Raw genomic sequence first — 25,512 nt, forward strand, 5'->3', positions numbered from 1 at the left:
ACGCTCCCGCATTCAACCCTGGCGTGGCGGTAATACCTTGCCCGGATTGAGGATGCCATCCGGGTCCAGGGCTGCCTTCACCGCGCGCATCGCTTCCAGCGTGGAGGCGGTGAATGCATCTGTCATGAAATCGCGCTTGCTCAGGCCGATGCCGTGTTCGCCCGACAGTGTGCCGCCGAGCGCCAGCACCTGCGTGAAGACCTTCGGCAATGCGGCGTGCGCGCGCGCCGTCTCGGCGGCATCGCTGTCGTCGTACATGAGGTTGACGTGCAGGTTGCCATTGCCGGCATGGCCGAACACGACGATGGGCAGGTCCACGTCCGACGCCAGCGCCTCCATGGCGGCCACCAGGTCGGGGATGCGCGATACCGGTACCACCAAGTCTTCGTTGATCTTGCCGGGCTTGATCGTACGCAGCGCCGGCGAAAGCGCACGACGCGCGGCCCACAGTCGGTCGCGCGCGCTGCCATCGGTGGCGACATCCAGCGCGATCATGCCGTCGCCCTCCGCCGCCTCGGCGAGGGCCTGCAGCGCATAGGGCAGCGTGTCGTCGTCGCCGTCGGCTTCGACCAGCAGCATCGCACCCGCCTCGGGCACGTCGCTGCCGTTGCGGCGGATCAGCGCGATCGCGCTGCGATCCATGAACTCGAGCATGGCCGGTGTCGCCGGCCGCGCCATGATCCGCGAGACCGCCGCCGCGGCGGTGGCAGCATCGCGATAGAGCACACGCAAACCGGCCTGGGCGCGCGCACGGGGCGCGAGCTTCAGCGTCGCTTCGACGATCAACGCCAACGTACCTTCGCTGCCGACGATCAGATGGGTGAGGTCGTAACCGGTCGCATCCTTGGTGTAGGCGCCGCCGCAGCGGATCAGCTCGCCCGCGCCCGTCACCGCAACCAGCCCCAGGACATTGTCGCGCGCGGTGCCGTACTTGACCGCGCGCGGGCCCCCGGCGTTGGTCGCAAGATTGCCGCCCACGCTGCAAAGGTCCGCGCTGGACGGGTCCGGTGGCCAGAACAGGCCCCGCGGCATCAGCACCTGCTGCAGCTCGCCGTTCAACACGCCGGGTTCCACCACCACGCAGCGATCGGCTGCGCGTACCTCGAGGATGCGGTTCATCCGCGAAAACGACACCACCACGCCGCCCTGCGTGGGTACTGCCGCACCGGTGGTGCCGGTGCCAGCCCCGCGCGCGATGATCGGCACGCCGTGCATGCGGCATGCGCGCACCAGCGCGACCACATCGTCGGGCGTGCGTGGCAACGCGACGGCGGCAGGCATGGCCCATCGGCGCGAATCATCGCCGCCGAACGGACGGCAGGCATCGCCGGTCAGCCAGCCATCACTTAGTCGGGCCGACATCGCGGCGTGCAGGTCGGGGGGCAGCGTTGCATCCATGGGCGCATTCTACGGATTCGTCGCGCGGCGTCCTGCATTGATGCTGTAGCGGCATGTGCTGATGTCGGATCGCCATGTTCGCGCGCAAGGGCGCGTCAGGCCCGGTAAATCAACGGCTGCGGGGAAGCATGTGCCCCGCGTCGTCATTCGACAGGGCCGCGCTAACCGATTCCTTACAACCATCGCGAACGTGCCTGATAGAAAACGCCGGCCCAACCGACCGGAGAGACACCATGCGCATCACCATCGTGGGAGCGGGATTCAGCGGCAGCACGCTGGCGACCTTGCTGGCATCGACCGACGCCAGCGCACCGGACGTCTGCCTGGTCGGTGTGGACGAGACGTTCGCGCGCGGCGTCGCGTATGGCGAGGCCCGCCCCGAGCATCTGCTGAACGTGCGGGCAGGACATCTCGGTGCGCAGTACGACGATGCCGTCGGGTTCGCGCGCTGGTTGAGCCTGGGCGAACGGGGCAAGGACGAGTTCCTGCCGCGCGTCGCGTACGGCGACTATCTTGCGGAACGCCTGCGCGAGGCCAACGAAACGGCCGGGAATCTGTCGCTGGTGCGGCAGGAGGCCATCGCGGTCAGTCGCGTAGGCGACGGCTTCCGCGTGCATCTGGACGATGGCGGCTATTTCGCCAGCGATCGCGTGGTGCTCGCCGTCGGTGCGCTGCCGCCGCAACGGTTGGCCGGCATCGGCCCGCGGCTGGCGCATAGCGCACGCTACATCGGCTGGCCGTGGCAGGACGATGCGCTGGATCGTATTCCCCCCGATGCGCGCGTGCTGATCGTCGGCACCGGCCTGACGATGGCCGATGTGGCAGCCACGCTCGTTGCGCGCGGGCATCGCGGCGCGTTGACCGCGATCTCGCGCCACGGATTGCTGCCCCAGGCCCATGCAGCGGTGCCGGGCGAGGCGATCGAGCTTCCCCCCAGCGTGCAGATCGCCCTGCGTGGGCGCAGCGTACGCGTGCTGCTCGCTGCGGTGCGTTCTGTCGTGCGCGTGGCGCCGGACTGGCGCAGCGTCGTGGATGCGCTGCGACCGCATACCCAAGCGTTCTGGCGCAGCCTGCCTGCTGGCGAACGTGCGCGCTTCCTGCGCCACCTGCGTTCGTACTGGGAAGTGGCCCGCCATCGCATCGCGCCGCGCGTCGCCGACACCCTGTCCGCGTTGCAGGCCAGTGGCCAACTGCGCGTGCGCGCCGCCCGCCTGCTGCGCGCCGGCCTGCGTGCGCAGGGCGCGGAGGTGCTGCTGCGCGGGCGTGGCCAGGACCCCGTCGATGTCGAGCAGTACGACTACATCATCCGCGCGACAGGACTCGATACCGACATCGTCCGCAGCACGCATCCGTTGGTCTCGCACCTGGTCGAGGCAGGCCTGCTGGCGGCGGATCCGCATGGCCTCGGCGTGCAGGCGGACGACGACCTGCAGGTGCGCGATCGTCAGGGCGAGGTCATACGCGGGCTGTTCTGCCTCGGCCCGCTGTTGCGTGGGCAGCTGTGGGAAATCACGGCCATCCCCGAACTGCGCGCCGCGGCCGCTGCGCTGGCGGTGCGACTGCAGGAAACCCCGCGCGCAGGCATCGCGCGACGTGGTGCGGTGGCGCGGGAACTCGCCCTGTCCGCAGGCCTGTAGGAGTCAGGCGTCGTCCGCGCGGAACGCGTCGCGGATCCACTCCAGGCGAGGCGCGGTGGGATCGCCGTCGGCGTCGATGACGTCGAACCGGCACGGTGCGTCGGTGTACTTCGGATGATCCTGCAGGAAACGCAGCGCTGCGTGGATCAACCTGCGGCGCTTGCCGGTGTCGATTGATGCCGCACCGCCGCCGAAGGCGCGAGAGCGCCGGTAGCGGACTTCGACGAACACCACGGTTGCGTTGCCGGCGACGGTGCTGTCGAGCATCACCAGGTCCAGTTCACCGCCGCGGTAGCTCGCGTTCGCGGCGATCTCGATGAGTCCTGCCTTCAGCAGCAGGGCGCTGGCCGCAGCTTCGGCCGTGCGCCCGTCGGTACGGCGGTCAGCCGCCATCCGCGACGGGCACGGCCTGGCCGCCGCTGAAGGTCGACCACGACGGCGCGCGCACGACGTTGCCGAAACCATCGAGTTGCAGGCGGCCGGTGGCGCCGCGGATGTCGGTGTTGGCGCCCAGCGCGAGCTTTTCCAGATACGCCGTCAACAACCAGGCGTCGTAACCGAAGGCGAACAGGCGGGCAGCCGGGCCACGCGCCGTCGGCACGCGTTCGCCGGTCATGCTCGCCGCCGGCAGCGCGGGCACGCCGCGCGAGGTCCAGGTCTCGGTGGGGAACACGATGCCGTCCAGCGCCGCGTCGTCTTCCGCCTTGCCGGTGCCCGAGGTCAGCTGCGAAGTCCCCACGCGGGTCTTGCCGCCCAGGCCGGCCAGCGCGAGCTGCGGCGTCAGGCTGCGCGCGGTACCGCCACGCACCGCCAGGAACACGGCATCCACGCCTTCCTGCGCGGCGGCGGCGAGCGGCGCGGACAGGTCGCCCGGGGTCTCGGGCACGCTGATCACGCGCGCGACCTTGCCGCCGCGTTCGACGAAACGTTCGCGGAACGCCTGCGAGGCGCGACGGCCGTTGTCGTCGCTGCCTTCGATGATCAGCACGGTCTTGCGCTCGCGCGCCCGCACGTACTCGGCGGCGGCGATGCCGTCGTCTTCCGGCGCCAGCGAGAAGCCGGCCTTGCCATCAGGCGGCGGCACGGTGCCGCGGTTGAGCACCAGCATCGGCACCGCGAGATTGGGTTGCTGGAACAAGGCGCTCACTTCATCGCGACCCAGCGGGCCGACCACGAAGTCCGCGCCTTCCGCGGCGGCGCGCGCATACGCCGCCGTTGCACCGGCGGCCGTGCCGGTGGTGTCGTAGAACTGGATCTCCGGACGGCGGCGGCGCTCGCCGTAGTAGCCGGCCAGCAGTCCGTCGCGCACCGGTGCGGCCGCGGTGGCCAGGTTGCCCGACAGCGGCAGCAGCACGGCCAGCTTCATCGGCGGGCGATAGCCGTCCGCATCCGCGGCAGGGCGATTGCCGGCGTCGAAATGCCATTGGTTGCCACGATCGAACGGGCGCGGCAGGGGCAGGCCGCGACGCTGCAGTGCGCGCCCGGCGAAGTTGTACAGCGGGTCGCCGGCCGGCAGCGTGGCGGCATCGCGGGCGAGGGTGGCGTCGTCGAGCGTGCCGAGCAGGCGATCGATCTCGCGCGCGTTGTCGCTGCGGGCCTGGCCACTGAGCGCACCGTCCTGGCGGGCGAGGGTGGCGGCGCTGGCGAACGCGGGCGAGACGCGAGCCGTCGAGGTGGCCGGTCCCGTTCCCGACGTGGTGGCGCAACTGACCAGCACGAAGGCCAGCATCAGCGCGGCGAGGGTCCGTCCTAGGCGCACGCGAGTGGAGATCGTGCGGGCATCGTGCAGGTCCATGGGCATCGTCGGCTTCAGGCAGGGGAACCGGCTACGATTCTACCCTCAGCCAAGGAACCCCACTGGAATGCCCGCCGGAACCCTGTTCATCGTCGCCACCCCGATCGGCAACCTGGGCGACCTGACCCCACGTGCGCTGGAGGTGCTGCGCTCGGTCGCCGCCATCTGCGCCGAAGACACACGGCGGAGCGGCCAGCTGCTGGCGCACTTCGGCGTCTCCACGCCGCTGGTGGCGCTGCATGAACACAACGAGGATGCCCTGGCGCAGCGGATCGTCGAACGCCTGCTGGCGGGCGATTCGCTGGCGCTGGTCAGCGACGCCGGCACGCCGCTGGTCAGCGACCCCGGGTTCCGCCTGGTGCGCGCCGCGCGCGCGGCCGGCATCAAGGTCAGCCCGTTGCCCGGCGCCTGCGCCGCGATCGCCGCCTTGAGCGTGGCGGGGTTGCCGAGCGACCGCTTCACGTTCGAAGGCTTCCTGCCGGCCAAGGCATCTGCGCGGCGCGAGCAACTCCAGCGCCTGGCAGGCGAAGCCCGCACGCTGGTGTTCTACGAGTCCTCGCACCGCATCGCGGAGTCGCTGGCGGACATGCGCGCCGCGTTCGGCGACGACCGGCCGGCCGTGATGGCGCGCGAACTGACCAAGCTGTTCGAAACCGTCCTCGATGGCACCCTGGCCGAGCTGCAGGCGCGCGTCGATGCCGACGACAACCAGCGCAAGGGCGAGTTTGTCGTCATGGTGCAGGGCGCGCCGGACGACGAGACGGCGCAGCTCGCCGAGGGTCGTCGCGTCTACGCGCTGCTCAACGCCCACCTGCCGCCGTCGGCGGCCGCCAAGCTCGCTGCCGAGATCACCGGCGCGCCGAGAAAGGAGTTGTATGGCGCGCGCTAGTGGGCCGTGTTGGTTGGCCTCGAATGAAAGGGGATGAAGATGAGAATGCGTGAACTGCTCGTGGCTGCCGTCGCGATGCTGGTCGTCGTGGCTGCATCGCCCGCCGCGATCGCGTGGACCCCGGCGGACGCCCGTGAGCGTTTTGGCCTGCTGGTGGCGGAGAGCCAGAAGGCCGATGACGCGCTGAATCCACTGCGTCTCGCCGAGCGCGGCCTGCCCCCGACCGGGGCCGTTTTCGTCGACCCCCAGAGCGAGGCCTTCGCCCGGCAGCTGGCGACGAACAAGCGTGCCGAACTGTCAGGCCTGGCCGGCATCGACCGCGCCTCCCTGGCCGAGAAGGACCAGATTGCCTATGACGCGTTCCGCTACCAGGCCGAGCAGGCGCTCGGCGAGATCGACAGCGGCGTCCATGCGATCCGCAACCTGGTGCCGCTGAACGCCTCCTTCGGTTTGCACGTCGAGTTCCCGGACTACCTGTCGGGCGCGCGCTTCAAGACGGTCGAAGACTACGAAGTGGGGCTGGCCCAGCTCGAGGGCTTCACCGACTTCATGCACCGCACGGTCGATCGAATGGAGCAGGGCATGGCCCAGGGCTATCACCCGCCCAAGGTGGTGGTGAACAACGTCCTGGCGCAGGTCGAGGCCTTCCTGAAGCTGCCGGTCGAGGAGAATCCCTTCTACGCCCCCGTAACGCGTTTCCCCGATGCCATGGGACCGGCGGACCGCGCGCGTCTGGAGGCCGCCTATCGCCGGACCATCGAGGGCCGCGCCACGCCGGCCTACAAGCGATGGCGCACGTTCCTGCGCGAACGCTATCTGCCGGGCGCCACCGATGGCGCAGGCCTGTGGGCGATGAAGGACGGCGAGCGGGTCTATGCGTCCCTGCTGGCCAAACACACCACCACCACGATGAGCGCGCAGCAGATCCACCAGCTCGGCGTGGCCGAAGTCGCCAGGATCCGCGCTGCGATGGAACAGGCGCGTCAGGCGGCCGGCTTCGACGGTGACCTGCCGGCCTTCTTCGAACACGTCCGCACCGGGCCCGAGTTCTACTATTCCGAACCGAAAGACCTCATCGACCACTTCGAACGCATCGAGAAAAAGGTCTGGGAGCGGATGCCTGAACTGTTCTCGCGTCGTCCGCGTGCCGAATTCGAGCTGCGTCCGCTGCCGGCGCTGGGGGACCAGAGGGGCACGGGCTACTACCGCGCCGGTCCGCCGGACGCGTCAGAGCCCGGCGTCCTGTACTTCAACATGGCCATGTTGAACACGCGTCCCATCCCGACCCTGGAGACCTTGCAGCTGCACGAAGGCGTGCCGGGCCACCACTACCAGATCTCACTGGTCCAGGAAGACGAGAGCCTGCCGGAGCTGTTGCGTTTCGGCCAGGTGCCGGCCACCGCCTACACCGAGGGCTGGGGCCTGTATGCCGAATCCCTGGGCCAGGAACTGGGCATGTTCACCGACCCCTACCAATGGTTCGGCCACCTGGACATGGAAATGCTGCGCGCCGTGCGCCTGGTGGTGGACACCGGTCTCCACGCGCTGCACTGGGACCGTCAACGCGCGATCGACTACATGCTGGCCAACACCTCCATGGCACCGCGCGACGTGGCGGTCGAGATCGACCGCTACATCACCAATCCGGGCCAGGCCTGCGCCTACAAGGTGGGTGAACTGAAGTTGCAGGAACTGCGTCGCCGCGCGACCGAACGCTTGGGCCCGGATTTCGACATCCGGCGTTTCCACGACCAGGTGCTGGACACCGGTGCCCTGCCGCTGGATGTGCTGGAAGCCAAGATCGACCGCTGGCTGATGTCGAGCGAGGCGGCGCAGTAGGCCTTGAGCGCGTTGCCTGTTCGGAGAGACTGCGTGATCTCGTTCTGCGTTCCAGCCTCTCGGCACGGGAGGCTCGGGACGCCTTGCTTTGGAGGTGAATCTGATGCGTCGTCGTGAACTGTTGGTCGGCGCCGTGGCGCTCGGCATGACGTGGCCCCTGGCCGCGCGCATGGCCAGTTCGATGCCTGCCTCCGACACGACGGGGGATGCGCCAGCCGAGGACGTCCGTCTGGCGGACCTGCTGCAACGCCATGCCCAGGCCCTGAAGGCAGAGGAGGGTGGGCCGGACCGTCTGGCCGACTATTCGCTGGCCGCACGCGCGCGTCACCGGCAGGCGACGGTGCGGCGCCTGGACGAACTGGGCAGGATCGACCGCGCCGCACTGTCGGCCGCCGCGGCCCTGGACTACGACACGGCCCGCTTCGTCTACGAGGCTATGGCGGACCAGTTCGGGCGCTACGGCTTTTCCGACATCAACCTGCGACCCAGCCCCTACGTCGTCAGCCAGATGAATGGCGCCTACTTCTGGTTGCCGGAGGATATCGGCGGACGCTCACCCATGAAGGACGCGGCGGATGCTGACCGCTATCTGGACAGGCTCGGCCAATTCGCCGTGGCCCTGGACCAGGAGACCGAACAGATCCGCCACGACGCCGGTCTGGGTGTCATCCCGCCGGATTTCATTCTGGCCAAGACCCTGAAACAGCTCGCGACCTTGCGCGATGCCGCGCCGACCGGCAATGCATTGACGACGTCGGCGCTCGCGCGTGCGCGCGATGCCGGGATTGCCGATCTGGACAGTCGCGCCTCCGCGATCTTCGTCGAGCGTATCGTGCCTGCCCTGCAACGCCAGGGCGAGGCGCTGGCGGCCTTGCTGCCCCGCGCAGACGATCGTGCAGGCATCTGGGCCAAGCCGGATGGCGAGGCTTACTACGCCTCGGCCCTGCATTCGAACACCACGGCCAGCTACGCGCCGGGCGAGCTGCATCAACTCGGCCTGGCTTGGGTGGCGGAACTGTCGGCCGAGATCGATCAGCTGCTGCATGCCCAGGGCCTGACCCGTGGATCGGTGGGTGAGCGCATGGCCGCCCTGGATCGCGACCCGCGCTTCCTCAAGCCGGATACGGAAGCGGGACGCCAGGCGATCATCGACTACGCCCGCGCGCACCTGGGTCGGGTCAAGGGCTTGCTGCCGCGTGGTTTCCACGTGATTCCGGATCGACCGGTCGAGGTGCAGCGCATCTCGCCCGCGATCCAGGACGGCGCGCCGGGCGCTTTCTACAGCGCCAGCGACGATCCCGCCCAGCCCTCGACCATCTACCTCAACCTGCGCTCGGTCGCGGAGAACGCCCTGTGGCGCATCCCGACCCTGCTGCACCATGAGGGGATACCCGGACACCATTTCCAGGACAGTGTCCTGCGCGAGGCTGGCGGGCTGTCGCTGTTCCGGCGGTCGGTGCGTTTCTCGGCCTGGACCGAGGGCTGGGCGTTGTATGCCGAACAACTGGCGGATGAGCTCGGTGCCTATGACGGCGATCCGGTCGGGCGCATCGGTTACCTGCAAGGCCAACTGTTCCGCGCCTGCCGCGTGGTCGTCGACACCGGCATCCATCACGCGCGCTGGACTCGCCAGCAGGCCATCGACTGGATGGTGGCCAACGCCGGCGAACATCGCGACGCCGCCGAGCGCGAGATCGACCGCTATTGCGTGTACCCGGGGCAGGCCTGCAGTTTCATGGTCGGCAAGCAGCAGATCGTTGCTTCGCGCGAGAAGGCCCGGCAGCGCTTGGGGGTGCGATTCGACACGCGCGCCTACAACGACTTCATCCTGGCGTCCGGGCCGCTTCCCATGGACGTCCTCGATGGTGCAGCGGCGCTGATGGCGGGAATCACTGGCGCGCCGCGCAAAGCGCTATAGGGCGCGGTGCCAGCCCTCTGAGCGCGCAGCCGGCCCCCATGTCTGCACAGCAGACATTGGGGTATTCGACGGCGAAGCCGTAGAATGCGCGTCGGCGGAGTCGGCCAGACAGTCGCGTCATTGGAAACAATGCCGAGGAAAGTCCGGGCTCCACAGGGCACGGTGCCAGGTAACGCCTGGGCGGCGCGAGCCGACGGAAAGTGCAACAGAAAGATACCGCCTAAGACTGCTTCGGCAGGACGGCAAGGGTGAAATGGTGCGGTAAGAGCGCACCGCGAGTCCGGCAACGGACCGGCACGGCAAACCCCACCGGGAGCAAGACCAAATAGGGAGGCTATGCTGCGGCCCGCAGTGTCTCCGGGTAGGTTGCTTGAGCGTAACGGTGACGTTGCGCCTAGAGGAATGACTGTCCACGACAGAACCCGGCTTACCGGCCGGCTCCGCCGCTTTCCAAAGCGCCAACGGCGCTTTGGAAAGCCCCAAGGTTTGCGACGCAAACCTCGGGCCCCGGCCGTTGGCCTCCACACCCCCGCTCGCGCGGTGCGCTCGCCGCCCCCTGACTCAGGGGGCTAGCAAAGGCGGTTGCGCTCGTTCTGAGCTGGGAGCGACGTAGTTCGCGATGGCGCTACGCCTCTGCGCCGATCCGCAACGTTGTCTCGCCCTCGAACACGCCGTCCGGACCGAAGCGCCGCTCGCTGATCCAGCCATGGCCCGCGTGGTCGATCGCGATGAGCGTGCTCGCGCGGGTGCCGTAGCGGGCATCGCGGATGAAGGCGGGCGAGAGCCTGCGTTCGAGTTCTACGCCCACGCCGGTATCGGGAAGGCGGTCGTCGGGTGCGGGTGTTTCGTCCGCCAACGCCTTCCATAAAGGATCGACACCGTCGTCGCCGGCGGCGATCCAGGTCGCCAGCCGCGCCTTCAGCGCCACCGTTTTCGGCCAGGGCTCGTCGAGGTCGCCGTTGGAGAGCCCGTGCACGCCCGGTGCCAACGGAATGCGGCGGGGTGTGGGGTAGTTGCTGAGGTACTCGCAGGTCGTCGCGTCGGCCAGTACCAGGTTGAAGGGGGCGAAGGACTCCGCTGCCACCAGCAGGCCGGCGCTGCGATGGTCGGCGCCGTCGGGCGAGGTCAGAAATCCGGTGGCGAGCTGGCCCCGGGAGGGTGCGCCCGGGACGACGATGGCCGGGTCGCGCACGTTGGTGACCACGGCCACCCGGCCTCGCCGGTCGGTGCCGGCCCAGGTGCCTCCCGACTGCAGGTCGCGGCCGGCCAGGATGTCCGCCGGTTCCGCCCAGGGGGCCAGCCCTGCGGTGGGGCGGGCATGGAATTCGTCCCGATTCCCAGCCAGCACAAGCCGCCAGCGGGGGTGGACGTTCCAAGCGAGCGCGACCAGGCACATGCCCCGATTCTGGACCCCCAGTCTGCGCACTTCCACTCCGCGCACCTCCGACAACAGGTGCGTCATGTGAAGCGACGGTCACCTCACTGAATCATCGCCCAATCTCAAAATTTGAGACGAAACAGCGACTTGTGGATAAGGCTTGAACAAGTCTCTGAAGTTTGCTGCAAGCCATTGATCCGCCAAGCGATTTCCCCTTCGGTTTCCTGTTGACAACCTTGTGCGCGGTGCTAAGGTGGGCAACAGAGGGAAAACCCGGGTTTTAGTGGTTTTTCGTGGTTCAATGACCGTCCAGCGGCAGATCGAAGGGCAGGGGTTGTGTTTCAAGGTGAGACCGCCATCACAGTGGACGACAAGGGACGGCTCGCGGTGCCCACCGCGTACCGCGATGTCGTTGCGCGCGACTGCGGCAACCGCCTGGTGATCACCTACAACCCGTTCGAAGCCGGCAGCCTCTATCTGTATCCCGAGAAGGTCTGGCAGCGCGTCCGCGATGACGTCAACAAGTTGCCCAGCACCCAGCGCGCCCACCGCAGCCTGCAATTGAAGCTGATCGGCGCGGCCTCTCCGGTGGAACTGGATGGCAACGGCCGCATCAGCATCCCCGCCAGCCACCGCAGCGCGGTGGGTATCGAGAAGAAAGCCGTGCTGCTGGGCATGGGCGAGAAGTTCGAGCTCTGGAGTGAGCAGGCGCACCACGCGCAGATCCGTCAGACCCTCACTGACGACGATCTGAGCGCACACATGCTCGAGCTGCGCTTGTGAGGACGGGTGACGGCAAGCGGCAGTCCGCGCCGGCCGGTCACCTCCCAGCGCTGCACTTGCCGGTGTTGTACACGCAGGTCATGGAAGGGCTGCAGGTGAAAGAGGACGGAACGTACCTGGACGGCACCTTCGGGCGCGGAGGCCACGCGCGCGGCGTGCTGCAACAACTCGGCCCGGGAGGCCGACTGCTGTTGATGGACAAGGATCCCGAAGCGATCGCGCATGCCGAACAGACGTTCGCGGGCGATGCGCGCGTGTCGATCTTCCGCGGCAGCTTCGCGTCCCTGGCCCAATGGGACGAAACCGCAGGCGGCCTGGACGGCGTGCTGCTGGACCTGGGCGTGTCCTCGCCCCAACTCGACGTCGCCGAGCGCGGCTTCAGCTTCGGCAAGGATGGCCCGCTGGACATGCGCATGGACCCCGAGTCCGGCGAGAGCGCAGCGGCATGGATCGCCCGCGCCGACGAACGCGAGATCGCCGACGTGCTGTGGACCTATGGCGAGGAAAAGCAAAGCCGCCGCATCGCGCGCGCCATCGTCGCCCGCCGCGCCACCCAGCCTTTCACCCGCACCGGCGACCTGGCCGCGGTGATCGCATCGGTGATGCCGCGCGGCGAGAAGATCCACCCGGCCACGCGCAGCTTCCAGGGCATCCGCATCCACATCAACCGCGAACTGGCGGATCTGGAAGCCGGTCTCGATGCCGCGCTGGCGCGACTCAAGGTCGGTGGCCGGCTCGCCGTCATCAGCTTCCACTCGCTGGAAGACCGCATCGTCAAGCAGTTCATCAACAAGCACGCGAAGGCGCCGCCGGCCAACCGTCGTCTGCCCGTCGCGGTGGACTTCGTGCCCACGCTGCGCGCCATCGGCAGCGGCCAGAAAGGCGAGCCCGACGAGGTGTCGACGAATCCGCGTGCCCGCAGCGCGGTGCTGCGCGTGGCCGAGAAGCTGGAGGCCGCGGCATGACGCGCTTCCTGCTCGTCGTCCTGGTGTTGGCCAGCATCGCCTCGGCGATCGGGGTGGTCTATGCGCGCCACCGCCACCGCGTGCTGTTCGACGAGGTGACGCGGCTGGAGCGCGCGCGCGACGAATTGAACGTCGAATTCGGTCGCCTGCAGCTGGAGCAGGCGACCGTCGCCGAGGCGACCCGCATCGACCAGATCGCCCGCGTGCGTCTGGGCATGAAGTCGCCGGAAGCGGCCGACATCGTGGTGGTGCGTCCATGAACGCCGCGCCGGCCAAGAACCGCAACCGCGCGCGCTTCAACCTGCGCGGTCGCCTGGCGCTGGTGCTGGGCGCCATGGGCCTGTGCTCGATCAGCCTGGTCGGGCGCGCGGCGTACGTGCAGCTGATCAACCACGATTTCTACCAGCGCCAGGGCGATGCGCGCTTCCTGCGCGAGATCCCGATCCCGACCTCGCGCGGCATGATCACCGACCGCAACGGCGAGCCGGTGGCGGTGTCCTCGCCGGTGGAATCGGTGTGGGGCAATCCGCAGGAACTGCTGAAGGCGCCCGACCGCTTGCCCGAGCTGGCGCAGGCGCTGGGCGTGCCGCTCGACCACCTGACCAACCGGCTGTCGCAGAAGGCCGACAAGGAATTCCTGTACCTCAAGCGCCGGATCAATCCGGACGAGGCGCAGAAGATCCTGGCGCACAAGATTCCCGGCGTGTTCTCGCAGCGCGAGTTCCGTCGCTTCTATCCGCAGGGCCCGGCGATGGCCCACGTGCTGGGCTTCACCAACATCGACGACCGCGGCCAGGAAGGGCTGGAACTGGCCTTCGACGAATGGCTCAGCGGCACGCCGGGCGCGCAGAAGGTGATCCGCGACAACCGCGGCCGCATCGTCGAGAACGTGGACCTGATCCGCTCCGCGCAGCCGGGCAAGGACCTGACGCTCAGCATCGATCGCCGCATCCAGTACCTCGCGCACCGCGAGTTGCGAAATGCGCTGCTCGAACACCAGGCCAGCAGCGGCTCGATCGTGATCATGGACGTCGCCACCGGCGAAGTGCTCGCGATGGTCAACCTGCCGACCTACAACCCGAACGCGATCGAGCGGGTGAAGCCGGATGCGCGGCGCAACCGCGCGCTGACCGACATGATCGAGCCGGGTTCGACGATGAAGCCGCTGACGGTGTCCACGGCATTGAAGGCCGGCGTGGTCACGCCTTCCACGCTGATCAACACCAACCCCGGCTACATGGCGTTGAACAGCCGCTACACCATCCGCGACGTGCCACGTAACAACGGCGTGCTGACCGTCACCGGTGTGATCACCAAGAGTTCGAACATCGGGTCGATCAAGATCGCAGAGAAGCTGCAGAACACCTACTTCTACGACAGCATCCACAGCTTCGGCTACGGACAGAAGCCGGGTAGCGGCTTTCCGGGCGAATCGGCCGGCGTGCTTGCGCCGCCGGATCGTTGGAACGGCCTGCAGAAGGCGACCATGTCGTACGGCTACGGCCTGGCTGTGACGCCGCTGCAGATCGCGCGCGCGTACTCGGCGCTGGGCAATGGCGGCCGGCTGGTGACACCGACCTTCGTGAAGGGCCAGCGTGCGGAGGCACCGCAGGTCCTGGATCCGGCGATCGCACGCGAAGTCGTCGGCATGATGGAAACGGTCGTGACCCAGGGCGGCGCCAAGCGCGCCGGGGTGCTGGGTTATCGCGTGGCGGGCAAGACCGGTACCGCCCGCATCGCGGCCGGCGGCGGCTACGCGAAAGGACGCTACGCCTCGTTCTTCGCTGGCCTGGTGCCGGCCAGCAATCCGCGCTTCGCCGCCGTCGTGGTGATCAACGATTCGCAGGAAGGCGGCTATTACGGTGGCCTCGTTGCCGCGCCGGTGTTCCACGACGTGATGGATGGTGCGCTGCGCCTGATGGACGTGCCACCGGACGATATCGAGACCTGGCTCGCCGCGCAGGCCAAGAACACGCAGAAGCCGGGCGCCGTTGCGCCGGCTGCCGTGCCGGCAACGGTGGTGGATGACGCCATCGACATGACGGACCCTTCCGCCTTCGACGCGCCGCACGCTGCGTTGCCAGCGACGGGAGCGGCGCGATGAGGCGGATGATGGCCCTCGCCGAACTGCTGCCCGACGTGGACGTGCCGCGCGATATCGTCGTGCGTGGGCTTACCCTGGACAGCCGTGCCGTGCAGCCGGGCGATGCGTTCGTCGCGATCGCCGGCTTCGGCGCGCACGGGCTCAACTTCGCCGTGCAGGCGAAGGAGAACGGCGCCAGCGCCGTCCTGTTCGAGCTGCCGGTGCCGGACGGCCTGGAAGCGCCGCGCGATGCGATCCCGGTGCCGGGCCTGCGCGCACGCATGGGCGCGATGGCGGACCGGTTCCACGCGGCGCCGTCTCACGACATGAAGATGGTGGGCGTCACCGGCACCAACGGGAAGACGTCCACGGTCCAGTTGCTGGCGCAGGCGTGGCACCTGCGCGGCGTCCGTTGCGCGACGGTCGGCACGCTCGGTGCCGGCATGTACGGCGAAGTGGTGCCCACCGGTTTCACCACGCCGCTGGTGCTGCAGATGCATGCACTGCTGGCGCAGTTCCGCGATGCCGGCGCGAAAGCCGTCGCGATGGAAGTCAGCTCGCACGCGCTCGACCAGGGTCGCGTCGATGCGGTGCATTTCGACGTGGGCGTGTTCACCAATCTCACCCGTGACCACCTGGACTACCACGGCGACATGGAGCGCTACGGCGCGGCCAAGTCGCTGCTGTTCACGCGCAACGGCTTGAAGGCGGGCGTCATCAACCTCGACGATGCGTATGGCCGCGACCTGTTCGCCCGCTTGCCGCATGGCCTGCAACGCGTGGGCGTGAGTTCGCGCGGCCAGGCCGAGGCCGCCGTGCGCGCCGATGCGCTGCGGCTGGATGGCAACGGCATCGCCTTCGACCTGGTGATCGGCGACGAGCAGCAGCCGGTGCAGTCGCGCCTGCTGGGCCGCTTCAATGTCGACAATCTGCTGGCTGTCGCCGGTGTGCTGCACGCGCTCGGCGATACGCCGTCCGAGATCGCGCGCACGCTGTCGCGCCTGCTGCCCATCCATGGCCGCATGAACCGCCTGGGCGGCGACAGCGATGCATCGGGCCAGCGCCGGCCGCTGGTCGTGATCGACTACGCGCATACGCCGGACGCGCTCGAACAGGCCCTGGCCAGCTTGCGCGATCATGTCCAGGGTCGACTGATCTGCGTGTTCGGCTGCGGCGGCGACCGCGATGCGGGCAAGCGTCCGCAGATGGCGGAGATCGCCGAGCGCCTGGCGGACGTCGTGATCGTCACCGACGACAACCCGCGCACCGAGGACGGCGACCGCATCGTGGCCGACATCCTCGCCGGCTTCGCGCGTCCGGCTGCGGCCACGGTGCAGCGCGACCGCGGCATGGCGATCGCACACGCCATCGCATTGGCCGGCGCCGACGACATCGTGCTGGTGGCCGGCAAGGGCCACGAGCCCTACCAGGACATCCAGGGCGTGAAGCATCCGTTCGACGACACCGCCGTGGCACGCAAGGCTCTGGAGGAACGCGCATGAAGCGTCTTCCCTTGTCATTGCTGGCGCACTGGGCAGGCGGCGAACTGCTCGGCGACGATCTGGTGATCGGCTCGTTGACGAACGATACCCGCACGCTGGTGCCCGGCAGCCTGTACGTTGCGCTGCGCGGCGAGCGTTTCGACGGCCACGATTTCGCTTACGACGCCTCCATGCGGGGCGCGGCTGCCGTGCTGGTGGACCATGAAGTGAAGGTCGATGTGCCGCAGGTCGTCGTACCCGACACGTTGCTGGCCCTGGCACGCATCGCGGCCGGCCTGCAGCGTGACCGCGTGGAGAAGGCGGTCGCCATCACCGGCAGCAACGGCAAGACGACGGTGAAAACGCTGGTGGTGGCCATCCTGCAGCGCGCTGGCGTCACCTATTTCAACCCGGGCAACCGCAACAACGAAATTGGCCTGCCGATGGCGGTCATCGATGCGCCCGACGACGCCGATTTCTCGGTGTACGAGATGGGGGCCGGCAAGCCGGGCGACATCGCCTACCTGACGGACATCGTGACGCCGGAAGTGGCGCTGGTGAACAACATCGCCGCCGCCCATCTGGAGCGCATGGGTTCGCTGATGGGCGTGGCCGAGACCAAGGGCGCGATCTACGAAGCGCTGCCGGCCGACGGCACCGCCGTGATCAACGCCGACGATGCCTTCGCCGAGTACTTCGCCAGTCGCGTGCCGGACCGCCGCATCCTGCGGTTCGGTTTGGAAGCGACCGCCGACCTCACGGCGCGCGCGCTGCGTCCCGGCGCCGATGGCACGGAGTTCATCCTGGTGGCGCCGCATGGCGAAGTGCCGGTGGCCCTCCACCTGCCGGGTCGCCACAACGTGTTGAACGCGCTCGCCGCCGCCGCCATCGCGATGGCCTGCGGCGTGTCGCTGGCGACGATCGCTGAAGGCCTGTCCGCCGCGCAGCCGGTGGCGGGCCGCCAGGTCGCCCGCACGCTGGCCAACGGCGCCGTGGTGATCGATGACAGCTACAACGCGAATCCGGGTTCGCTGATGGCCGCCATCGACACGCTCGCGGCGGCCAGCGCCCAAGCGCACGGCGAGGGTTGGCTGGTGCTGGGCGACATGCGCGAACTCGGCGCGGACGCCGAGGCGCTGCACGCCGACGCCGGTCGCCGTGCCAAGAGCGCCGGCATCCGCCGGTTGTACACGCTGGGGCCGCTCAGCGCCGCCGCCGCCGCCGCGTTCGGCGAGGGCGCGCATCCATTCGACGATCACGCCTCGCTGACCGACGCCCTGCGCGCCGACCTGCGGGCCGGCGTGCGCTGTCTGGTCAAGGGATCGCGCGGCAGCGCGATGGACCGGATCGTCGCCGCCTTGCTGTCCACCGGGGAGGACAAACCGCATGTTGCTTGAACTGGCTCGCTGGCTGCAGAGCCTGGAGAACTTCTTCGGCCTGTTCGGCTACCTGACGTTCCGCGGCATCCTGGCCGCGCTGACGTCGCTGGCGCTGTCGCTGTGGCTGGGCCCGGAGGTGATACGCAAGCTCGGCCAGCTGAAGGGTGGCCAGCCGATCCGCAAGGACGGCCCGCAGTCGCATTTCTCCAAGGCCGGTACGCCGACGATGGGCGGCGCGCTGATCCTGATCACCGTGGCGGCCTCGGTGCTGCTGTGGGGCGACCTGCGCAACAAGTACGTGTGGGTGGTGCTGCTGGTCATGGTCTGCTTCGGCGTGATCGGCTGGTACGACGACTGGATCAAGATCGTCCGCCGCGATCCGAACGGCCTCAAGTCGCGCTGGAAATACCTGCTGCAGTCGATCTTCGGCCTGGCCGCCGGCCTGTACCTGTATCTGTACGCGGACGTGCCGGCGGCGACGACCTTCTACGTGCCGTTCTTCAAGTCCATCGCGATGCCGCTGGCCGGCATCGGCTTCGTCGCCATTGCGTACTTCTGGATCGTCGGCTTCTCCAACGCGGTCAACCTGACCGACGGCCTGGACGGCCTGGCCATCATGCCCACCGTGCTGGTGGCGTGCGCACTGGGCGTGTTCGCCTACGCGTCGGGCAATGCGGTGTTCTCGAACTACCTGCAGATCCCGCAGGTACCGGGCGCCGGTGAGCTGACGATCATCTGCGCCGCGATCGCCGGTGCCGGGCTGGGTTTCCTGTGGTTCAACACCTATCCCGCGATGGTGTTCATGGGCGACATCGGCGCGTTGGCGCTGGGCGCAGTGCTGGGCACCATCGCCGTGATCGTCCGCCAGGAACTGGTGCTGGTGATCATGGGCGGCATCTTCGTCATCGAGACGCTGTCGGTGATGATCCAGGTCGCGTCGTTCAAGCTGACCGGCAAGCGCGTGTTCCGGATGGCGCCGATCCACCACCACTTCGAGCTGAAGGGCTGGCCCGAGCCGCGCGTGATCGTGCGCTTCTGGATCATCTCCGTCGTGCTCGTCCTCGTCGGCCTGGCCACGTTGAAGGTGCGCTGATGAACGACACGCCGCGCCAAGCCACGCGACTGGAAGCCATCGGGGGCCGTTTCGACCCCTGGTTGCTCGGCGCCATGCTGGCGCTGGCGTCGTTGGGCGTGGTGATGGTCGCATCGGCGTCCATCTACCAGCACGGCAATCCGTTCTACTACCTGATCCGCCACGGCATGTTCCTGGTGGCGGGCGCGGGCCTGGCATGGTGGGTCACGCGTACCGAACTCAAGAGCATCGAGGCACGCAACCATCTGCTTCTGCTCGGTTGCGTGGTGCTGCTGTTGATGGTGTTCGTGCCGGGCCTGGGTGTCAGCGTGAAAGGCGCGCACCGCTGGATCAACCTGGGCGTGTCCAACTTCCAGGTCGTGGAAGTGGTGAAGGTGTTCTTCATCGTCTGGCTGGCCAGCTACCTGGTGCGCTTCCGCGATGAGGTCAACGCCACTTGGGCGGCGATGCTCAAGCCGTTGGGCGTGGTGGTGCTGCTGGTCGCGCTGCTGCTGATGCAGCCGGACTTCGGTTCGTCCTCGCTGCTGCTGGCGATCACCGCCGGCATGCTGGTGCTGGGTGGCGTGAACATGCCGCGCATGTTCGGCCCGGTGTTGGTCGGCCTGCCGATCCTCGCCGTGATCGCGATCGCCGAACCGTACCGCATGCGTCGCCTCACCTCGTTCTCCGACCCGTGGGCCGATCCGTTCGGCAGCGGCTACCAGCTGACCAACGCGCTGATGGCGATCGGTCGCGGTGAATGGTCGGGGATCGGCCTGGGCGGTTCCGTGCTCAAGCTCAACTACCTGCCGGAAGTGCATACCGACTTCATCTTCTCGGTGATCGGCGAGGAACTCGGCTTCGTCGGCGTCTGCCTGGTCATCGCGCTGTACGCGCTGCTGGTCGGTCGCGCCTTCGTGATTGGCCTGCGCTGCGTGGAGATGCGCAGGCACTTCGCCGGCTACGTCGCCTTCGGTGTCGCGCTGTGGATCGGCATGCAGAGCTTCGTGTCGATGGGCGTGAACCTGGGCCTGCTGCCGACCAAGGGCCTGACCCTGCCGCTGATTTCCTCGGGCGGCTCCAGCATCTTGATGACGTGCGTGGCGATGGGCCTGTTGCTTCGGGTGTCGTACGAACTCGAGCGCACCCAGCGTCAGGTCGCCCTGCGTGGCGAAGCGCTGCAGACCACGCCGAGTGCCGAATCGCGGACGCCCGCCGATGCTGCGCCGGCAACGCCGAAGCCGGCGCCGTCGCTGTCCGAGACGCTGCGTGGCACCAGTCGTCTGCGTTCGCGTGTCGAACCCACCTTCGAGAGGATCGCATGAACACCGCGACCTCCCCTGCGCCCGTGATGATGATGGCCGGTGGTACCGGCGGTCATATCTTCCCCGCGCTGGCCGTGGCCAAGGTGCTGCGCGCGCGCGGCGTGCCGGTGGTGTGGCTGGGCGCGGATGGCGCCATGGAAACGCGGCTGGTGCCGCAGCACGGCATCGAACTGGACACGCTCGCGATCAACGGCCTGCGCGGCAAGGGCAAGCTCGCCCTGCTAGGCGCGCCGGTGCGCGTGCTGCGCGCGATCCGCGCCGCGGGTTTCGTGCTGCGCCGTCGCGCGCCTCGCGCCGTGGTCAGCTTCGGTGGTTTCGCCTCCGGACCCGGTGGCGTGGCGGCGCGCTTGATGGGCACACCGTTGCTGGTGCATGAGCAGAATCGCGCCGCCGGTTTCACCAACCGCATGCTCGCCAAGGTCGCGCGCCGGATCATGTCGGGCTTCCCGGGCGCGTTTCCGGGCCGCGAGGAAGTCGTCGGCAACCCGGTGCGCGAAGAGATCGCCTCCGTCGCGCCGCCGGCAGAACGCCTGGCCGGTCGCAATGGTCCGCTGCGCCTGTTGGTGCTGGGCGGCAGCCAGGGCGCACGCGCGTTGAACATGGCTGTACCGCGTGCATTGTCCACATTGCCGGCGGGCGCCGTCGAAGTACGCCACCAGTGCGGCGAGAAGCTGCGCGACGAGGCCGCCAAGGCCTACGCCGATGCCGGTGTCGCCGCGAGCGTCGAAGCCTTCATCACCGACATGGCCGCGGCGTACGCGTGGGCGGACCTCGTCGTCTGCCGCGCTGGCGCGTCGACGCTGGCTGAGCTCTGTGCCGTCGGCGTAGGCAGTGTGCTGGTGCCGTTCCCGCAGGCCGTGGACGACCACCAGACCCGCAACGCCGAATACCTGGTCGAGCGCGGTGCAGCCCTGCTGTTGAAGCAGGACGACGCCCTGGCCGATGCGTTGGCGACGACGCTGCGCCGGCTCGCCGACGATGCCGCCACCCGCCAGTCGATGGCGGAAGCCGCGCGCACGCTGGCGAAGACCGATGCGGCCGACCGCATCGCCGACATCATTCTTGAGGAAGCCATTGAAATGAGGACGCAGGCATGATGATGGCTGCTGCACGCGAGCGCCGCCTGCAACACACCGGCAACCTGGCCAAGGAGTTCCGCCGGGTGCACTTCGTCGGCATCGGCGGCTCCGGCATGAGCGGCATTGCCGAAGTGCTGTGCACGCTGGGTTACGAGGTGTCGGGCTCGGACAATGCCGACAACGCCGCCACGCGCCGTCTGACGTCGCTGGGTGCACGCGTGATGCGCGGCCATAACGCATCCAACGTGCTGGGCACCGATTGCGTGGTGGTCTCCAGCGCGATCAAGCACGACAACCCCGAGCTGATGGAAGCGCGCAGCCAGCGCATTCCGATCGTGCCGCGCGCGGCGATGCTGGCCGAGCTGATGCGCTTCCGTCGCGGCATCGCCGTGGCGGGCACGCACGGCAAGACCACGACGACCAGCCTGGCGGCTGCGATCCTGAGCGAGGGCGGCCTGGATCCGACCTTCGTGATCGGCGGCCAGCTGCTGGCGGCGGGCGCCAATGCCAAGCTCGGCGATGGCCAGTGGTTGGTGGCCGAGGCGGACGAGAGCGACGGCAGCTTCCTGCGCCTGAATCCGCTGATCTCCATCGTCACCAACATCGATGCCGATCACCTGGAGAACTACGGCAACGACTTCGAGCGCGTGAAGGCGGCCTTCGCCGAATTCCTGCAGCGCCTGCCTTTTTACGGGCTGGCCGTGCTGTGCATCGACGATCCCGAAGTTGCGGCCATCGCCGCGGAAACCCCGCGCCACGTGATGAGCTACGGCTTCGCCGAGAACGCCGACGTGCGCGCCGAGGACGTGGAGCAGGAGGGTGGGCGCATGCACTTCACCCTGCGTCTGCCCGAAGACGCCAGCATCCGCGTCAGCCTCGCGTTGCCTGGTCGCCACAACGTACTGAACGCGCTGGCCGCCGCCGCAGTGGGCTGGCAGCTGGGCGTGTCGCCGGAGAACATCGCTTCTGCGCTCGAGAAGTTCGCCGGCATCGGTCGCCGTTTCAACGACCTGGGCGAAATCACCACGCCGCAGGGCGCGCGCGTGCAGCTGGTTGATGACTACGGCCACCACCCGAAGGAGCTGGCGGCCGTGTTCGCCGCTGCGCGTGGCGGCTGGCCGCACAAGCGCCTCGTGGTTGCGTTCCAGCCGCACCGCTACAGCCGTACGCGCGACCAGTTCGATGCGTTCGCCGCGGTGCTGTCCGAAGCCGACGCGCTGGTGCTGAGCGAGGTCTATCCCGCGGGCGAGCAGCCGATCGCCGGTGCCGACGCCAAGTCGCTGGCACGCGCGATCCGCGCACGCGGCCGCAACGAACCGGTCGTGGTCAGCCAGGTCGCCGACCTGGTCGACGTGCTGCCGGATGTACTGCAGGACGGCGACCTGCTGTTGCTGATGGGCGCCGGCGACATCGGCCACATGTCGCAGCACATCGCGTCGCACGGCTTCAATCGGCGGGAGGGCGCATGACCGCCATCGCCGTGCCGCCGCCGCGCTTCGACGACCCGGCCCGCTTCGGCCGCGTCGCCGTGTTGCTGGGCGGCGTTTCCAGCGAGCGCGAGGTGTCGCTGAACTCCGGGCAGAACGTGCTCGACGCGCTGCTGGCGCGCGGCGTACAGGCTTTCGCGGTGGATGGCATTCCCGCGTTGGTCGAAGCCATCCGTGCGGGCAAGGTCGATCGCGTTTTCAACATCCTGCATGGCGGCGATGGCGAGAACGGCGTGTTGCAGGGCCTGCTGCAATCGCTCGGCGTGCCGTACACCGGCCCCGGCGTGCTCGGCTCGGCGCTGACGATGGACAAGATCCGCACCAAGCAGGTGTGGGAAGCCGCCGGCCTGCCGACCGCCCGCTTCGAACGCATCCCTGCCGGTGGCGATCTCGCTGCCGCGGCGCGTTCGCTTGGCTTCCCGGTATTCGTGAAGCCCTCCGCGGAAGGCTCCAGTGTCGGCGTCTTCCGCCTGATGGGTGAAGACGACCTCGCGCCCGCACAGGCATTCGCCAGCACGTATGCCGGCGAACTGCTCGCCGAGCAGATGCTCACCGGCGGCGAGTTCACCGTGGGCATCCTCGGCGACGTGGCGCTGCCATCGGTGCGCATCGTGCCGGCCGGCGACTGGTACGACTACCACGCCAAGTACATCGCCGACGACACGCAGTACTTGTGCCCGGGACTCGACGATGGCGGCGACGAAGCGTCGATCCGCGCATTGGCGCTGGCGGGCTTCCGCGCGGCGGGATGCAGCGGCTGGGGGCGCGTGGACGTGATGCGCCATGCCGACGGCCGTTTCATGCTGATGGAAGTCAACACGGCGCCGGGCATGACCAGCCATTCGCTGGTGCCGAAGGCGGCGGCGAACATCGGGATCGGCTTCGAAGCGCTGTGCTGGCGCATCCTGGAGCAGACGGTGCCGGAGGTGGTGGGCTGATGAACGCCGCCCTGCGCATCCTCGCCTGGTTGCTCGCACTGGCCCTGGTGGCGCTGCCGGTCGTGGCCGTCGTGAACGGCTGGATCGGCGCCGATCGCTGGCCGCTGAGCACGCTGCGCGTGCAGGGTGAATTCGCGCGCGTGGATCCGGCGCAGTTGCGCGCCGTGGTGTTGCCGCACGCGAAGCGCGGGTTCTTTGCGGTACGCCTCGACGATGCCAAGCACGCCGTCGAGCGCCTGCCGTGGGTAGAGCGTGCGGAAGTGCGCAAGCGCTGGCCGGATGTGCTGGAGATCCGCGTGATCGAGCACAAGCCGTTTGCGCGCTGGGGCGACGACAAGCTGCTATCCGAGCATGGCCGCCTGTTCCCGATGCCGAAGGAGCTGGCCGGACTCAAGCTGCCGCAACTGGGCGGTCCGGAATCGCAGGTGCAGGAAGTGACCGCGCTCTACAACGAATCGCGGCAGTTGTTCGCACCGATGGGGCTGGACGTCACCACCCTGGTGATGGACGCACGCGGCAGCTGGTCGCTGCTGCTCGGCAACGGCACGCAGGTCGTGGTCGGTCGCACCGATGCGCGTCCGCGCCTGGGCCGCTTCGCGCGGATGCTGCCGCAGTTGCTGGCCGCGCAGGCGCAGCCGCTGCTGCGCGCGGACCTGCGCTACACGAATGGCTTCGCGCTCAGCTGGGGCGACGCTCCGCGGGCGCCGCACACCGAAACTTCCACGCTGCCTGCGCCGGTTGCGGCCGCAGGTGGTCATTCGCAGGGCAGGACATGAATCGCAAGGGTGACAAATCGCTGATCGTCGGGCTGGATATCGGTACGTCCAAGGTGACGGCGCTGGTCGGCGAATACGCCCCGGGCAATCCGATCGAAGTGATCGGCATCGGCTCGCACGAATCGCGCGGCCTGAAGCGCGGCGTCGTCGTGGACATCGAATCCACGGTGCAGTCGATCCAGCGCGCAATCGAAGAAGCCGAGTTGATGGCCGGCTGCGAGATCCGCTCGGTCTACGCGTCGATCTCCGGCAACCACGTGCAGTGCCGGAACTCGCCCGGCATCGTGCCGATCCGTGATGGCGAAGTGACCTGGGGCGACCTGGACCGCGTGCTGGAAGCGGCGAAGGCCGTGGCGATCCCGGCCGACCAGAAAATCCTCCACGCCATCCCGCGCGAGTACAAGCTCGACAACTCGCAGGAAGGCATTCGCAATCCGGTCGGCATGACCGGCGTGCGCCTGGAAGTGGATGCGCACCTGGTGTTCTGCGCGCAGTCCGCGGCCGCCAACATCAGCAAGTGCGTGCAGCGCTGCGGCCTGCAAATCGACGACCTGATCTTCTCCTCGCTGGCCTCCAGCGTGGCGGTGCTGACCAGCGACGAGCGCGAACTCGGCGTGGTGCTGGTCGACATGGGCGCGGGCACCACCGACCTGGCGGTGTTCGTGCAGGGTGCGATCTGCCACACGGCCTCGCTGCCGATCGCCGGCGACCAGGTCACCAACGACATCGCGCACATGCTGCGCACGCCGACGCCGGAAGCCGAGCAGATCAAGGTGCGCTACGCCTGCGCGCTGGCCCAGCTCGCCACGGCCGAAGAAAGCATCCAGGTGCCGAGCGTGGGCGACCGCCCGCCGCGTCGCCTGCCGCGCCATGCGCTGGCGCAGGCCGTGCAGCAGCGCTACGAGGAGATCTTCGAGATGGTGCAGGCCGAACTGCGCCGCTCGGGCTTCGAGGAGCGCGTGCGCGCGGGCATGGTGCTGACCGGTGGCGCCGCGAAGATGGAAGGCGTCGTCGAGCTGGCCGAAGAGATGCTGCAGATGCCCGTGCGCGTCGGCATCCCGCAGCACGTCACCGGGCTGGGCGAAGTGGTCGGCAACCCGGTGCATGCCACCGGCGTGGGCCTGCTGCTGATGGGCAGCCAGATCGAACACCCCCGGCGTCCGTCGTTGCCCACGGGCAAGGCGGGCAGCTGGTTCAAGAAACTCCAGAACTGGTATCGCGGCGAGTTCTGAGCAGGGCGGCATTCCGCGAGTCGAGTAAGCGTCACGACGTTCGTTCCACCAGCACCAC

General features: G+C 68.5%; 20 protein-coding genes, 1 other RNA gene and 1 pseudogene. 18 read left to right on the top strand and 4 right to left on the bottom strand.

The window, feature by feature from the left end; translation table 11 throughout:
- Positions 1–12: 12 nt before the first annotated feature.
- Positions 13–1,398 (bottom strand): FAD-binding oxidoreductase, encoded by a 1,386-nt coding sequence (locus tag ACSION_RS05315; RefSeq protein WP_435305166.1) that lies wholly within the window; start codon positions 1,396–1,398, stop codon positions 13–15.
- Positions 1,399–1,631: 233 nt separating this feature from the next.
- Here ACSION_RS05315 and ACSION_RS05320 point away from each other — a divergent pair, with 233 nt between their 5' ends.
- On the top strand, positions 1,632–3,035 hold the full coding sequence (locus ACSION_RS05320) for an FAD/NAD(P)-binding protein (RefSeq protein ID WP_435305167.1): 1,404 nt from the start codon (positions 1,632–1,634) through the stop codon (positions 3,033–3,035).
- Between the two features lie 3 nt (positions 3,036–3,038).
- Here the strand turns inward: ACSION_RS05320 and ACSION_RS05325 are convergent, their stop codons facing one another.
- Together ACSION_RS05325 and ACSION_RS05330 are read right to left on the bottom strand one after the other, a co-directional pair.
- Positions 3,039–3,428, bottom strand: coding sequence for a YraN family protein (locus tag ACSION_RS05325; protein WP_435305168.1), 390 nt, complete (start codon positions 3,426–3,428; stop codon positions 3,039–3,041).
- A pseudogene (locus ACSION_RS05330) lies at positions 3,418–4,683 on the bottom strand (penicillin-binding protein activator); the annotation flags it as partial. The pseudogene ACSION_RS05330 and the gene ACSION_RS05325, both read right to left, overlap by 11 nt.
- A gap of 214 nt (positions 4,684–4,897) precedes the next feature.
- Between ACSION_RS05330 and rsmI the strand changes: the two are divergent.
- From rsmI to rnpB, 4 genes are all read left to right on the top strand, one after another.
- The gene (gene rsmI, locus ACSION_RS05335) at positions 4,898–5,719 is read left to right on the top strand and encodes a 16S rRNA (cytidine(1402)-2'-O)-methyltransferase (RefSeq protein WP_435305169.1); all 822 of its coding nucleotides are present in this window, start codon (positions 4,898–4,900) and stop codon (positions 5,717–5,719) included.
- Between the two features lie 45 nt (positions 5,720–5,764).
- Positions 5,765–7,558: a DUF885 domain-containing protein gene (locus tag ACSION_RS05340; RefSeq protein ID WP_435305170.1), complete on the top strand. Its 1,794-nt coding sequence runs from the start codon at positions 5,765–5,767 to the stop codon at positions 7,556–7,558.
- A 103-nt stretch (positions 7,559–7,661) separates the two neighbouring features.
- Positions 7,662–9,476, top strand: a complete 1,815-nt coding sequence (locus ACSION_RS05345; protein ID WP_435305171.1) for a DUF885 domain-containing protein — start codon at positions 7,662–7,664, stop codon at positions 9,474–9,476.
- 96 nt (positions 9,477–9,572) lie between these two features.
- An RNA gene (gene rnpB, locus ACSION_RS05350) (RNase P RNA component class A) lies at positions 9,573–9,922 on the top strand.
- Positions 9,923–10,101: 179 nt separating this feature from the next.
- Here rnpB and ACSION_RS05355 read toward each other — a convergent pair.
- The gene (locus ACSION_RS05355) at positions 10,102–10,872 is read right to left on the bottom strand and encodes an NRDE family protein (protein WP_435305172.1); all 771 of its coding nucleotides are present in this window, start codon (positions 10,870–10,872) and stop codon (positions 10,102–10,104) included.
- Between the two features lie 318 nt (positions 10,873–11,190).
- Between ACSION_RS05355 and mraZ the strand changes: the two genes are divergently transcribed.
- From mraZ to ftsA, 13 genes are read left to right on the top strand one after another with little or no spacing between them, the layout of a single operon-like run.
- A complete protein-coding gene (gene mraZ, locus ACSION_RS05360) occupies positions 11,191–11,637 on the top strand; it encodes a division/cell wall cluster transcriptional repressor MraZ (RefSeq protein WP_056878016.1) in 447 nt (148 codons plus the stop codon).
- Positions 11,634–12,602, top strand: coding sequence for a 16S rRNA (cytosine(1402)-N(4))-methyltransferase RsmH (gene rsmH, locus ACSION_RS05365; protein ID WP_435305173.1), 969 nt, complete (start codon positions 11,634–11,636; stop codon positions 12,600–12,602). The genes mraZ and rsmH overlap by 4 nt, the downstream gene beginning before the upstream one ends.
- Entirely contained in the window at positions 12,599–12,862 is a 264-nt protein-coding gene (gene ftsL, locus ACSION_RS05370; RefSeq protein ID WP_093490179.1) for a cell division protein FtsL, read from the top strand. Before rsmH ends, ftsL begins: the two co-directional genes overlap by 4 nt.
- A complete protein-coding gene (locus tag ACSION_RS05375; RefSeq protein ID WP_435305174.1) occupies positions 12,859–14,706 on the top strand; it encodes a peptidoglycan D,D-transpeptidase FtsI family protein in 1,848 nt (615 codons plus the stop codon). The genes ftsL and ACSION_RS05375 overlap by 4 nt, the downstream gene beginning before the upstream one ends.
- Positions 14,703–16,187: a UDP-N-acetylmuramoyl-L-alanyl-D-glutamate--2,6-diaminopimelate ligase gene (locus tag ACSION_RS05380; protein ID WP_435305175.1), complete on the top strand. Its 1,485-nt coding sequence runs from the start codon at positions 14,703–14,705 to the stop codon at positions 16,185–16,187. Before ACSION_RS05375 ends, ACSION_RS05380 begins: the two co-directional genes overlap by 4 nt.
- A complete protein-coding gene (locus ACSION_RS05385) occupies positions 16,184–17,563 on the top strand; it encodes a UDP-N-acetylmuramoyl-tripeptide--D-alanyl-D-alanine ligase (protein WP_435305176.1) in 1,380 nt (459 codons plus the stop codon). Before ACSION_RS05380 ends, ACSION_RS05385 begins: the two co-directional genes overlap by 4 nt.
- Entirely contained in the window at positions 17,553–18,638 is a 1,086-nt protein-coding gene (gene mraY / locus ACSION_RS05390; RefSeq protein ID WP_435305177.1) for a phospho-N-acetylmuramoyl-pentapeptide-transferase, read from the top strand. Before ACSION_RS05385 ends, mraY begins: the two co-directional genes overlap by 11 nt.
- Complete coding sequence (ftsW, locus tag ACSION_RS05395; RefSeq protein ID WP_435305178.1) at positions 18,638–19,942, top strand: putative lipid II flippase FtsW; 1,305 nt, start codon at positions 18,638–18,640, stop codon at positions 19,940–19,942. Before mraY ends, ftsW begins: the two co-directional genes overlap by 1 nt.
- The gene (gene murG / locus ACSION_RS05400; RefSeq protein WP_435305179.1) at positions 19,939–21,039 is read left to right on the top strand and encodes an undecaprenyldiphospho-muramoylpentapeptide beta-N-acetylglucosaminyltransferase; all 1,101 of its coding nucleotides are present in this window, start codon (positions 19,939–19,941) and stop codon (positions 21,037–21,039) included. Before ftsW ends, murG begins: the two co-directional genes overlap by 4 nt.
- Entirely contained in the window at positions 21,039–22,490 is a 1,452-nt protein-coding gene (gene murC, locus ACSION_RS05405; RefSeq protein ID WP_435306658.1) for a UDP-N-acetylmuramate--L-alanine ligase, read from the top strand. The genes murG and murC overlap by 1 nt, the downstream gene beginning before the upstream one ends.
- On the top strand, positions 22,487–23,446 hold the full coding sequence (locus tag ACSION_RS05410) for a D-alanine--D-alanine ligase (protein ID WP_093490186.1): 960 nt from the start codon (positions 22,487–22,489) through the stop codon (positions 23,444–23,446). Before murC ends, ACSION_RS05410 begins: the two co-directional genes overlap by 4 nt.
- Positions 23,446–24,222, top strand: coding sequence for a cell division protein FtsQ/DivIB (locus ACSION_RS05415; RefSeq protein ID WP_093490187.1), 777 nt, complete (start codon positions 23,446–23,448; stop codon positions 24,220–24,222). Before ACSION_RS05410 ends, ACSION_RS05415 begins: the two co-directional genes overlap by 1 nt.
- Positions 24,219–25,454 carry a cell division protein FtsA gene (gene ftsA / locus ACSION_RS05420; protein WP_055940270.1) on the top strand — a complete coding sequence of 412 codons (1,236 nt, stop codon included), beginning with the start codon at positions 24,219–24,221 and terminating at the stop codon, positions 25,452–25,454. The genes ACSION_RS05415 and ftsA overlap by 4 nt, the downstream gene beginning before the upstream one ends.
- Positions 25,455–25,512 lie beyond the last annotated feature (58 nt).

This window comes from Pseudoxanthomonas sp. LjRoot125 (assembly GCF_964252705.1).
Taxonomy (GTDB): Bacteria; Pseudomonadota; Gammaproteobacteria; order Xanthomonadales; family Xanthomonadaceae; genus Pseudoxanthomonas_A.

What these genes read in the sequence shown, in the direction of transcription:
- ACSION_RS05345 (WP_435305171.1), top strand. Translation starts at nt 7,662, where the DNA reads ATGCGTCGTCGTGAACTGTTGGTCGGCGCCGTGGCGCTCGGCATGACG.
- ftsW (WP_435305178.1), top strand. Translation starts at nt 18,638, where the DNA reads ATGAACGACACGCCGCGCCAAGCCACGCGACTGGAAGCCATCGGGGGC.
- ACSION_RS05375 (WP_435305174.1), top strand. Translation starts at nt 12,859, where the DNA reads ATGAACGCCGCGCCGGCCAAGAACCGCAACCGCGCGCGCTTCAACCTG.
- ACSION_RS05385 (WP_435305176.1), top strand. Translation starts at nt 16,184, where the DNA reads ATGAAGCGTCTTCCCTTGTCATTGCTGGCGCACTGGGCAGGCGGCGAA.
- mraY (WP_435305177.1), top strand. Translation starts at nt 17,553, where the DNA reads ATGTTGCTTGAACTGGCTCGCTGGCTGCAGAGCCTGGAGAACTTCTTC.
- murC (WP_435306658.1), top strand. Translation starts at nt 21,039, where the DNA reads ATGATGGCTGCTGCACGCGAGCGCCGCCTGCAACACACCGGCAACCTG.
- ACSION_RS05410 (WP_093490186.1), top strand. Translation starts at nt 22,487, where the DNA reads ATGACCGCCATCGCCGTGCCGCCGCCGCGCTTCGACGACCCGGCCCGC.
- ftsA (WP_055940270.1), top strand. Translation starts at nt 24,219, where the DNA reads ATGAATCGCAAGGGTGACAAATCGCTGATCGTCGGGCTGGATATCGGT.
- ACSION_RS05340 (WP_435305170.1), top strand. Translation starts at nt 5,765, where the DNA reads ATGCGTGAACTGCTCGTGGCTGCCGTCGCGATGCTGGTCGTCGTGGCT.
- murG (WP_435305179.1), top strand. Translation starts at nt 19,939, where the DNA reads ATGAACACCGCGACCTCCCCTGCGCCCGTGATGATGATGGCCGGTGGT.
- rsmI (WP_435305169.1), top strand. Translation starts at nt 4,898, where the DNA reads ATGCCCGCCGGAACCCTGTTCATCGTCGCCACCCCGATCGGCAACCTG.
- ftsL (WP_093490179.1), top strand. Translation starts at nt 12,599, where the DNA reads ATGACGCGCTTCCTGCTCGTCGTCCTGGTGTTGGCCAGCATCGCCTCG.
- ACSION_RS05380 (WP_435305175.1), top strand. Translation starts at nt 14,703, where the DNA reads ATGAGGCGGATGATGGCCCTCGCCGAACTGCTGCCCGACGTGGACGTG.
- ACSION_RS05355 (WP_435305172.1), bottom strand. Translation starts at nt 10,872, where the DNA reads ATGTGCCTGGTCGCGCTCGCTTGGAACGTCCACCCCCGCTGGCGGCTT.
- ACSION_RS05320 (WP_435305167.1), top strand. Translation starts at nt 1,632, where the DNA reads ATGCGCATCACCATCGTGGGAGCGGGATTCAGCGGCAGCACGCTGGCG.
- ACSION_RS05415 (WP_093490187.1), top strand. Translation starts at nt 23,446, where the DNA reads ATGAACGCCGCCCTGCGCATCCTCGCCTGGTTGCTCGCACTGGCCCTG.
- ACSION_RS05325 (WP_435305168.1), bottom strand. Translation starts at nt 3,428, where the DNA reads ATGGCGGCTGACCGCCGTACCGACGGGCGCACGGCCGAAGCTGCGGCC.
- ACSION_RS05315 (WP_435305166.1), bottom strand. Translation starts at nt 1,398, where the DNA reads ATGGATGCAACGCTGCCCCCCGACCTGCACGCCGCGATGTCGGCCCGA.